This is a genomic window from Blautia difficilis, from assembly GCF_014297245.1.
In the GTDB taxonomy this organism is placed as follows: Bacteria; Bacillota; Clostridia; order Lachnospirales; family Lachnospiraceae; genus Blautia_A; species Blautia_A difficilis.
This window is the reverse complement of sequence record NZ_JACOQG010000048.1, coordinates 1-10,298: the sequence shown is the minus strand read 5'-3', so window position 1 is coordinate 10,298 and position 10,298 is coordinate 1. Positions and strand designations below refer to the sequence as shown.

The 10,298-nt window shown below is 43.6% G+C and carries 14 protein-coding genes; 4 read left to right on the top strand and 10 right to left on the bottom strand.

Going from position 1 to position 10,298, the window contains the following annotated elements:
* Both H8Z82_RS15995 and H8Z82_RS15990 read right to left on the bottom strand, forming a co-directional pair.
* Positions 1-629 (bottom strand): relaxase/mobilization nuclease domain-containing protein (locus H8Z82_RS15995; RefSeq protein WP_186995674.1); only part of this gene is annotated, 629 nt, incomplete at its 3' end.
* Positions 601-999, bottom strand: a complete 399-nt coding sequence (locus tag H8Z82_RS15990) for a plasmid mobilization protein (RefSeq protein WP_001126628.1) — start codon at positions 997-999, stop codon at positions 601-603. The genes H8Z82_RS15990 and H8Z82_RS15995, both read right to left, overlap by 29 nt.
* A 330-nt stretch (positions 1,000-1,329) precedes the next feature.
* On the opposite strand from H8Z82_RS15990, the gene H8Z82_RS17630 reads away from it, so the two are divergent.
* A complete protein-coding gene (locus H8Z82_RS17630) occupies positions 1,330-1,455 on the top strand; it encodes a hypothetical protein (protein ID WP_007037420.1) in 126 nt (41 codons plus the stop codon).
* A 152-nt stretch (positions 1,456-1,607) separates the two neighbouring features.
* Here the strand turns inward: H8Z82_RS17630 and H8Z82_RS15985 are convergent, their stop codons facing one another.
* The 8 genes from H8Z82_RS15985 to H8Z82_RS15950 all read right to left on the bottom strand — a co-directional run bounded on the left by H8Z82_RS15985 (position 1,608) and on the right by H8Z82_RS15950 (position 6,692).
* A complete protein-coding gene (locus H8Z82_RS15985) occupies positions 1,608-2,096 on the bottom strand; it encodes a hypothetical protein (RefSeq protein ID WP_002569239.1) in 489 nt (162 codons plus the stop codon).
* A 114-nt stretch (positions 2,097-2,210) separates the two neighbouring features.
* Positions 2,211-2,516 (bottom strand): hypothetical protein, encoded by a 306-nt coding sequence (locus H8Z82_RS15980; protein ID WP_002569240.1) that lies wholly within the window; start codon positions 2,514-2,516, stop codon positions 2,211-2,213.
* A gap of 163 nt (positions 2,517-2,679) precedes the next feature.
* On the bottom strand, positions 2,680-2,820 hold the full coding sequence (locus H8Z82_RS15975) for a Maff2 family mobile element protein (RefSeq protein ID WP_044929254.1): 141 nt from the start codon (positions 2,818-2,820) through the stop codon (positions 2,680-2,682).
* A 198-nt stretch (positions 2,821-3,018) separates the two neighbouring features.
* Complete coding sequence (locus H8Z82_RS15970) at positions 3,019-3,186, bottom strand: hypothetical protein (protein WP_165488128.1); 168 nt, start codon at positions 3,184-3,186, stop codon at positions 3,019-3,021.
* Positions 3,179-4,993 (bottom strand): VirD4-like conjugal transfer protein, CD1115 family, encoded by a 1,815-nt coding sequence (locus H8Z82_RS15965; protein WP_118520123.1) that lies wholly within the window; start codon positions 4,991-4,993, stop codon positions 3,179-3,181. Before H8Z82_RS15965 ends, H8Z82_RS15970 begins: the two co-directional genes overlap by 8 nt.
* Positions 4,990-5,466 carry a PcfB family protein gene (locus H8Z82_RS15960; RefSeq protein WP_074142335.1) on the bottom strand — a complete coding sequence of 159 codons (477 nt, stop codon included), beginning with the start codon at positions 5,464-5,466 and terminating at the stop codon, positions 4,990-4,992. Before H8Z82_RS15960 ends, H8Z82_RS15965 begins: the two co-directional genes overlap by 4 nt.
* An 82-nt stretch (positions 5,467-5,548) precedes the next feature.
* Positions 5,549-5,767, bottom strand: coding sequence for a DUF5348 domain-containing protein (locus H8Z82_RS15955; RefSeq protein ID WP_074139000.1), 219 nt, complete (start codon positions 5,765-5,767; stop codon positions 5,549-5,551).
* A 19-nt stretch (positions 5,768-5,786) separates the two neighbouring features.
* Entirely contained in the window at positions 5,787-6,692 is a 906-nt protein-coding gene (locus H8Z82_RS15950) for a DUF6017 domain-containing protein (RefSeq protein WP_118520125.1), read from the bottom strand.
* A 238-nt stretch (positions 6,693-6,930) separates the two neighbouring features.
* Here H8Z82_RS15950 and H8Z82_RS15945 point away from each other — a divergent pair, with 238 nt between their 5' ends.
* From H8Z82_RS15945 to H8Z82_RS15935, 3 genes are all read left to right on the top strand, one after another.
* Positions 6,931-8,409 (top strand): recombinase family protein, encoded by a 1,479-nt coding sequence (locus tag H8Z82_RS15945; protein WP_319017622.1) that lies wholly within the window; start codon positions 6,931-6,933, stop codon positions 8,407-8,409.
* Positions 8,402-9,955, top strand: coding sequence for a recombinase family protein (locus H8Z82_RS15940; protein WP_118520127.1), 1,554 nt, complete (start codon positions 8,402-8,404; stop codon positions 9,953-9,955). The genes H8Z82_RS15945 and H8Z82_RS15940 overlap by 8 nt, the downstream gene beginning before the upstream one ends.
* A 119-nt stretch (positions 9,956-10,074) precedes the next feature.
* A partial coding sequence (locus H8Z82_RS15935) for a hypothetical protein (protein ID WP_330608016.1) occupies positions 10,075-10,298 on the top strand: 224 nt, incomplete at its 3' end.

The window sequence follows — 10,298 nt, the reverse complement described above, 5'->3', positions numbered from 1 at the left end:
GCCGCCCAGTATTCCCGTTCTGTTATCCGTTCCTTGCTGCCGTTCAAGAGGTCGATTTGGTAAAGCCCCTCCCGGTGGCACATCTCCATGACTTCACTCTTGAAATATTCCATAGCGGCGTTGGTGCAGCGGTGCTTGCAGCCCTCCCGTGTGTCGGCTGGTCTGTCCATGTAGGGCAGAAGCGGGACTTCATAAATCCGCAGGGAGTTGATGACGATATGCACATGGATGTTGCCGCTGTGGTTATGCCCGTCCGGGTGGGTGCAGACAAGGGCCTGATGGCCGGGGAAATGCTCTTTACAGAATTGCTCCCCCAACGCCTGCGCCCGGTCTACGGTCAGGCCGTTGTCCGGCCCGTCCCGTGGGTCAAAGCTGATGATATAGTGGTGGCTTTTCACATCCTCCCGCCGCTGATTTTTCTCATAGCGGAGATTGGAGCGCATACACGCAACGGCAAAATCCTCGCCGCCGCAGTTCAGCGTGGACAAGCGATAATCCTCACGGGGGATAAGCCTGCCGTTTTCATCAAGGACGGGCTTCATAGTAAATTCGTCATGCTCAAAGAGCAGGTATTGTTCGGCGGCTCCGTAGTCGGCGTTCTTAGAGCCTAAATGCTTGAGTGTTGCCAACGGCGTCACCTACTTTCTTTAGGACTTCATACTTGAGGGCGGCAAGGTCGGCGGCCGCTTCCCGCAATTCCTTTGCCATAGCCGGGTAGGGGCTATGCCACTCGTTGAGGGTGCGGGCAATCTGGTTGAGATTGCCGCCAATCCTGCCGTACTCGGCTGTGAGCTTCCCGACAGCGGAGAGCAGCTCGTCATTGACTGACGACACATGGAGTACGGGGCGTATGGTAGTGCGCCGGATGGCCTGCCGGAGAAATTCGGACTGACTGATACCATAGGGCGCAAGCCGTTCTGTGAAGTCGGCGTATTCTTCATCGGTCAGCCGGGTTTTCACAACATGGCTGCGGTGGGGGGTGTTGTATCGCTTCGGCATGGGCTGTAAACCTCCTTTCACTTATCACAAAAAATGGGCTGGTCTGTTAGCTATTTTCGGGGCATTTCCTGTCTGCCGGACAGAAATATTTTTGCGGCGTAAGCCGCATAGCAGGGTTTGGGGAAGGCACTCCCCAACAAGTTTCCCGCGAGGGGCAAAACCGCAGAATTGCGGATTTTGGCACCGTGGTAGAAACTTGCTCTAAGAAACTGCCGGCCTGCCGTTCACTTGCTACTGCCACTTTTTCAGAAAATCTATAACCAGCTTTTTTTATAAAAGGCTGCGGGCTGGCGTTTTTCCCTTACTCCCTACAAACCACAAAAGAGCAGAATGGACGGACTTTCCGGCAAGAACTTTTCCGGCGGCTCGGTCTTTCCCGACAATAAGGCGTTTCGGAAGCTGCGTTTTGCCCGCTGTCTGAAAAAAATGGCAGCCTTTTTTGGTTTCACTGTCTAATACGGAACTTTTGGAAATTTGCCAAAAATGGACGCAAAAAAAGCAGCAAATCTTTTTCGGATTTACTGCTTCATGTGCCGCTGCGGTGCGGCGGGATGGATATTCAGTTGAAATAAAAGAGGATGGTGGTACTTTAGTCTATCGACTCTTTACTAACTATTAGGTAATCTTGAAAGATTTTCCTTGAATTTATCTAAAGAATGTTCATTGTTTCCCGCAAAAATAAGTGGAATTGTATATTCATATGATATGCCATTTTCATAGTCCGATAATTGTATTTTTATAGTATCATCCCTCTCATCTTTAGGTGCTATATATATGAATGAATTTTTATTTATATCAGATATTTTCCCTTTTTCAGAAGAAACAGTATAACCCCAGTCTGTTAAATTTGTCTTTATTGTAACTTCTGTTTCTGTTTCTTTTCTAGTCTGCAATGCTGTTTTATCGATTTGGATATCAAAAGGAGTCGAACCTAACAATTCACTGTTTATATTTACAAGTTCTTCTCCATTTGTTTTAGAAATATTAGATTCATCTTCATAATTTTGTTGAGATTCATCTTTTGGTGTTTCTCTGTTACATCCTAATAAAAAGCATAAAATAATTAGTACTAATACAGAAAGTTGTTTTTTTTGCATTTATTTCTCCTTTCATATTATCAAAGAAAGCACTGAGAGTACTTTCAAGAAATTTTGAAATATTCTCAATGCTTTCTATTTTTTGATCATAAACTTGCCGGTAATGATACTATGTTAATTTATCTCTTTCGCGTAACCTTTGTTGCAATATACACATGCACCATTCACCCATTTGTGAGACATTTCAATCGTCTCAACTTCATAAATGCTTACTTCTCCACAAATTAAACATTGTTTGTAATTATATACATGACGTGTCGCACATTTATCCCAGTCATCATATATACCAGGCATTTCATCTTCATATCCATAGTACTGGGGAGAACCCCAACTATGAGTATGAGCGGCAAATACAGTCATTGGAGCAGCTACAATTCCAGCTACTACTGAAAGTGCTAAAATAGATTTTCTTAAATTCATAAGTTCCTCCCTTTCCTTAAAAATACATAGCTCTTTGTTACATTGTCATTTTAACATAATAATTGGTAAAATGCAATAATTTATTTTCTATTTACGAGAAAATACTGTGCATATTATCTTATTTAGGAATAGTTAAGGCGGCTACCTAAATCTTTTTATTACTTTACCGCACATGAGCATTTGCGCCCGGATTGTCGTTTCCATATCCCTCTAAGAGATTGATAACGCCCCAAATGCCAAGTCCTGCTCCAAGAGCGATAACCAAAGTCTGTAATACGCCGATTGCGCTGTTGAAAAATTCCATAAAACTCCTTTCTGCCGCAAATGCGGCTTGCCCGTAAAAGGGCATAAAAAACGGCGGTCAGTTTTCAAACTGCCGCGGTCATAAGTCCCCGCGCTGCCTAAATGTCTGCCGCGCGGCGGTATTCAGTTGTCAGTGTGGGCGATAGGAATTTTTGTAGGGGCGCGTATCATGCAAGTTGTCTTTTTCTTTGTTACTGCGTCAATTCCTCCTTTCTGTTCGCTGCTGCTCATACAGGGCTTCACACCGTTTCACAAACTGCCGGATAGCAGCCTGCCGCTGCTGTTCCCGTCGTTCAGCAATCAAAACAAGCCCGTTTATGGCTTCTGTGATTTTCTTGTCCTTTTTCTTTCTGATACGTCTATTCATGGTCGGTGTCCTCCTGCAAATCGCTTTCGCTGATTTCGTAGTAGTCAAATACTTCGTCCGGCTTCACAAGGGCGGGTCTGCGCCTTAAATGCTTTTCCATATCAAAAGTATTTTTCTTGTCATAGTCGGAAAGATATTTATAGTTGGGGTGCTTTGTAATGTCGTACTTATCGGAAAAGAACGGGCGCACCCCTCTAAGTTGTAAAATACATTTCCCGCCGTCCATAACCGCTATTTCATCTTCCGTCATAAGCTGCTTGCCTAACTTCTGATAGTTCAGTCCATGCGATACCTCGCGCCCCCGGTTCTCGGAAGTGTTGAAGCTGTCAATGGTTTCTTTCCCCAAGATTTCCGACATTTCTTTGAGGGTGGTTTTCTCCTTGCCGCCCAAGAAAAGGGTGGTGTCGCAGTTGCCGACTATGGTATCGGCGTTGTCCTTATAGATTGCCTTTAACTGGCTTTGCGACTGCAAGATAATCGACGCGGAGATTTCCCGGCTTCGGATAGTGGCTATGAGCTTTTCAAACTTCGGTATCTGCCCGATATTTGCAAACTCGTCTAACAGACAGCGCACATGGACGGGCAGCCTGCCGCCGTATTCATCATCTGCCTTGTCGCAAAGGAGATTGAAAAGCTGCGTGTAAAGAATACTCACGACAAAGTTAAAAGTATCGTCGGTGTCGCTGATGATAACAAACAGGGCGGTCTTGCGGTCGCCTATGGTGTCAAGCTCCATTTCGTCGGTTTCCATAAGGTCGCGCAGCTCCTTAATGTCAAAAGGGGCAAGCCGCGCACCGCAGGAAATGAGGATAGAGCTTCGTGTCTTTCCCGCAGATAACAGGAATTTCTTATACTGCCGGACGGCAAAGTGTTCCGGGTCTTTTTCCTCCAACCGTTCAAACATGAGGTCAACGGGGGACTGAAATTCCGGGTCGTCCTCGCGGGCTTCACTGGCATTTATCATTTCAAGCAGCGTCGTAAAGTTCTTTTCTTCCTCCGGGGCTTCGTACCAAATGTAGCCGATAAGGGCGCAGTAAAAGAGCCGTTCCGATTTTACCCAAAAATCCTCCCCGGCTTTTTCCCCGTCCCCTTTGGTGTTGGCAATAATGGTATTTACCAGTTTCAAAATGTCTTTTTCGCTGCGGAGATAGGCAAAGGGATTGTAGCGCATGGATTTCTTGAAATTGATTGTATTCAGCACCTTTATCCGATACCCGCTACGCTGTAAGAGCTTTCCGCACTCGACTAAAACTGTACCTTTCGGGTCGGTTACGATATAGCTTACTGGAATACAGTTCGTACCTTTTTCTCCTGTACACTGCATAAGGTTTGGTTTCACAAAAAATCTCGTCTTGCCGCTGCCGCTTCCCCCGATAACAAGGATATTTTTATTCCTTGCATACTTCGGCTGCTTCGGGCGGCTGTTCATAGTAAGCCGTTCCGTCTGTGTCAGTAGCACGTTGTTTTGAAATACCGGGTCAATATAGGGCTTTATATCTTCGGCGTTGCCCCAACGGGCTGAACCGTATTCGATACCTTTTCGGTATTTCTTCGCATTCTTGCCTTTGAAGTACACCATAAGCCGGATAAGGACAGCCCCCGCAATACCGATAAGCAAATCCATAGGGGCAAGGCTCGGAAGCGGGTTTGCAAAGGCAGCGGAAAAGCCGTCTGCAAGGGAAAGCACCTTGCCGGAAAGGTCAGTTCCCGGAGAGAGCCGCACCGCCTGTCCGATTTTGTCAAAGAGATAGACAAAGAGCAGATAGGGGGCATTTAGGATAAGCAGCTTTTTAAGTTCCGGCTTCATAGCGATACCTCCCTGTCCTTTTTCTTCACTTTGTCCCTCTGTGCGTTCAGTGCTGCCGCCTTGTCTTTCAGAGTGGAAAGCAGCTTGCGGATAGAGGGCTTTTTATCCCTGCCTAATTTCTTTGCGGTAAATTCCCGAAACGCTTCGGTCATAACGTCAATATCCTTGCCCTTAAAAGAAACAAGGTAGGTCGGCGGCTTGCCGTTCTCAATCTTCTTGACGTTGTAATCAAGTCCGTTTTTCCTTGCGATAGGGTCAAAGGCTTTGATATTTTGGTCGGTAATCTCAATGTTGGAAACTTTTTCCCCCGGCTTCATAAGCTGCCGCATAGTGATTTTCCCATGCGGGGCTTTGGTTAGCTGCCCTTTGCCTTTGGCAAGCAGGGCTTTCATAGCCTTTTGCAGCACTTCGGCAGTCAGCTTAGATGTTTTGATTGCTAAAGATACAACTTTTTCGTTGACTTCATCTTGCATGAAATCCCTCCTTTCGTGGTTTGGTTAGGGTGGTGTGCAGCTTCGGGGCATAAAAATAAGGCGTACATTTTTCATGCCGCCTTTAGATACGCACCCGCAGCCCGTTCAAATCCGAAGCCCTCACACCAACAAGATACCAGTTGTCCCCGTACTCCATGCGGGTCGGCTTCCATTTGCCGCGTACAAACACTTCAAGGCAATCCCCACAATGCAATCCTCCGTAGTAATCGTTAAGGTCAAAGCGAATGTCGTAACGGTCTGCCGTTTCATCAAAAATCAAAGCTCCTGTTTTCTGTGCCATATTAAAATCCTCCTGTTTTTTAATAGCCGCCGTACATATCGTGATTAACAAGGGCGGTGTAATAGCTGTCTATGGTGTTGGGTGCGTTGAAAAGTACCGCTTTCAGATATTGCTTGATGTTGCGGATTTTCGTGGTGTTCTCTTTCATGCAGTCAAAGACAAATTCAATGTGGCTGCTGTTGAGCTTCATAAACTTTGCTTTGACAAGCTCTGCCGGATAATCGTCCCCGGCGATACGGATTGTCTTTCGTTTGGTGCAGACAGTTTCAAGGATAAGGGACACAATCTCGTCCAAGCGTTCCCTGTCAATGCCGGTATGCTTGATAAAATGCTCATACTCGATATTGTCCTTGATGATTTCCTCATACACGCTGTATGCGTCTGCCGCTTCCGTTCCTTTCCGTTCCGGCTCTGCCGTTTCCTCCCTCAAAGGAGAGGGGTTAGGGGAAAGGATAGGAATGGAATGGTTACTTGATAAATCCGTATTTGATTTTTCTTTTTTTGATAAGTCAGTCTTTTGTATATCTTTATTTAATTGCATTGGATTTTCCAACGTAGGTTTTTCCTGCGTAGGATTTTCCAATGTTGGATTTCCCAATGTTGGATTTTCCAATGTAGGTAAATCCAAGTTAGGCGGCTGCTCATAGATGATGTAATCAGTTCCCCGCAAGCGTCCTTTCTCGTCGCGCTCCCTTGAACGCTGAATATATCCGGCTCTTTCAAGCTCCCGGACAGCTTCGCGGATAGCGTCGATTTTTTCCCGGTTGATATAGGACAGTCCCGCAAGGGTATAGTCCCAATCCTCCGGCAAGGACAGCATTTGCGATAACAGCCCTTTTGCTTTTAGGGAAAGTTCCTTGTTGCGTAAATGGTGGTTGCTCATAACCGTATATCCTGTGTTTCTCTCCACGCGGAAAACTGCCATAGCTTCATCAACTCCTTTGCTTCATATTTGTTACGCAGTAGAACAGCGATTTTGAGGGTTTAGGTATCAATCCCTTACTTTGCGTAAACCGCACCCGCAAAGCCTTGTGTAGCAAGGCTCTTTTTGCCCCTACTGCGTAACATGAGGGTAAAAAAATAGCGGCGTTCCTTGTTTCCCTGTTGGGATAAGGTAACGTCGCCTGTGCGGTACGTTATTCAGTTTTTAGTACAATACCTGCTTGTCCGTTGCTCGAAAAACATTGATTTTCTTGTATTTTCAAAAGTATCGTTATCTAACCCTATCTTTTGACCGACCGGGATTTGAACGGATGATGAATGATGTCAGGGCAAGTAAAATAAACTGTATTCTGGTAAAGGATTTCTCACGATTTGGAAGAAATTACATCGAAACTGGTAACTATCTGGAAAAGATTCTTCCTTTTATGAAAGTACGGTTTATTTCTGTATGTGACAACTATGATTCATATGCACCTGGTGCTAAGAATCAGGAATTATCTATGAATATCAAAAATCTGGTGAATGATGCTTATGCGAAAGACATTTCTGCAAAAGAACGGGCTGCGAAACGTATTGTACAGAAAAATGGTGAATATGTGGGATCTACAGCTCCATACGGATATTGTGTGGAAAAGGTAAATGGGATTTATAAGCTGATTGTGGAACCGGAATCTGCAAAGATTGTCCGTAGGATTTTTGAAGAATATGCTTCTGGAGATGGTATACAGAGTATTATTGACAGGCTGTTTGAAGATGGGGTACATCGGATTTCGGACTATAACCAATATCATCATGTGTACTGTCAGGATGGAGAGAATCTTCACCAGTGGGGAAATTCTTCGATACGTGCGGTTTTAAATCGAAATAATTATTATGGTGATCTGGTTCAGAGAAAATACGAATCCAGATTTCAAAGAGGTGAAAAATGGTGTGACATATTGGACGAAAGTCAGTGGATTATTACGCCAAATGCTCATGAGCCGATTATCAGCAGAGAACTGTTTGACAAAGCACAGATCAGGTTAAAAGCAGCACAACAGAAAGCAACAAAAACTACAGAAGGATGGGAGGATGATGAAAGAGCATTTTACAATGTATTCTATTGTGGTGATTGTAAGCGGAAAATGTGTACACGTAGATGCAAAGGCAATGTGTATTACTTTTGCAATGCTGCCTGGTATCGGGATGAAAGAAAATGTAGGCAGAAATCTATTTCTGAAGATAAATTGCAGAAAATTGTCCGTTCGGAGCTGACCAGACAGTTTCAGTTATCTGGCTTACGGAAAAAGGATATGTCTGCTATAAGCAGTGCGGTATTTCTTTCCAAAATCAAAGAAATTCAAGCAGAGATCAGGAAACTGGATGCAGATATGGAAAGACGTTCAGAAAAACTGGCACAGGCATTCATGCAATATAAAGAGGGTGAACTTTCCAAAGAAGTCTATATAGAAATGAAAGATGACCGTAATAACTGGAAAGCATTCTGCGAAGAGAGAAAGAGAACTCTGGAGCATACCATACAAAAGCTGGGAAAACAGCAGAAAGAAGAAGCCAGATTTTTACGAAGTCTGCTGGAATTGGATGTGACAACCAGAATCAATGCGGAACTTGCGGAGAGCTTGATTGAAAGTATGTATCTATATGGTGATGGCAGACTGGAAATCAACTTCGAGTTTAAGGGGGCGGTAGAACATGAGTGATCAGAAACTGATTATTGGATATTACCGCCTTTCCATGGAAGATGACTCAGAGGGAGAAAGTAACAGCATTATTAATCAGAGAAAACTGGTAAAAGATTATATTTCCAATATTCCTGAACTGGTGGCTATGCCCTTTCAGGAGTTCTACGACGATGGATATTCTGGTTCCAGTATGGAACGTCCGGCAATTAAGCAGGTTCTGGAACTTGCCAGGGAGAATAAAGTGCAATGTATTGTAGTAAAAGATTTTTCACGTTTTGCCAGAAACTATATTGAGATGGGAACTTATCTGGAACAGATTTTTCCATTCCTGGGAGTACGATTCATTTCTATCTCAGACCGATATGATTCTAAAGATTATAAGGGAAAGAGTTCGGATATTGAAGTACAGTTTAAAGGACTGATAGCAGATTTTTGTGTGAAAGACCAGTCCGTAAAGGTAAAAGCGGCAGTCAGTACCAGACGAGGAAAAGGTGAGTATTGCTGTGGCTCTGCACCGTATGGGTATCGAATCAATCCTGAAAATAAGAAAGAACTGGTGATTGTAGAGGACGAAGCGGAAGTAATCCGCAGAGTATTTGAACTGACCAATCAGCGGTATTCCAAGATAGAGATTTGTAAGTTATTCAATGAAGAGGGTGTATTGACTCCCTTGCAGTCTATGAGCAGACGACAGAAATCAGACAGCAAGAAAGCTGCATCAAGAGGATTGCAGTGGACGAGTGATATGATACGGAAGATTGTGGATGATAAGACTTATATAGGCTGTATGGTCTATGGAAAGACAAAGATTCCAGATCCCGGAACAGGGAAAGAAGTACCAGTGCCGAGAAATCAGTGGAAAGTGATGGAAAATCACCATGAGCCGATCGTATCAAAAGAAGTTTTTGAAAAAGCACAGTCCCTGCAGATCAGATACACAAAGAAAAGTAAATTTGACAGGGAAACAACACTGTTAGGTGGCTATGTGAAGTGTGGAAATTGTCGCAGAAGCTTGACTTCAAGCAGTCCGGTTCATGGTCATATCCTTTATAGCTGTGCTTACAGTAAAGGAAAAGAAGATACAGGATGTTTTGCCGGGAAAGCGGATAACAAAATGCTGGAGTATATCGTGCTGGCAGAAATAAAGGCTTACTTACGTCAGAATATCAGCCAAGAACAGATGCAGCAATCTATGAGAAAACAGCATGAGGACAGTATAGAAGCCTATAAGATGGAAAGTGCAGACTGCGAAAAACGTCAGGAGCAGATAAAGATTCAGAACCGACAGAACTATGAGAAGTATCACGAGGGACAGATGAACCAGAAACAGTTCATGGAAGCAAAGATGCAGCTGGAAGAAAAAAAAGAACGACTGCAGAAGCGTGTGCAGGAGTTGGCTGAGTTGATAAACGCTGAGAAAGACATCCTGATGAAAAAGAATGTTCCGGTGGAGCAAATGTTGAAGTATTTAGGCTATGAGAAGCTAACACGAGAAATGCTGGAAGAATATGTGTCCGGAATATATGTGTATGATGATGGGAGAGTGGAGGTAGAGTGGGGATGAAAAAATACTAGTTATGTTTATTTTAAGAAGCCTTGAGTGATTGATTTTTAAAGGCGGGATTGTTATAATTGTTTCTATAAAAAGTGCAAAAGAGAGATTGAAAAGGGTGAAATGTAACAATGGATAGGATATTGATGTTTGATCATAATATTAAAGATATAGGATTGTATACACGACCATCAACTCAAGGGGATGAGTTGGATTTGGTTGAAGATTTTATTGAATATTATATTCATAATTTTTTAAAAAGCAATAAAACAAACAATTTAGCTATATTTGTAGAACCTAAAGTTGCATCCGGATTTCCTGACATTGTATTTGCATCATATTCACCTAAAATATT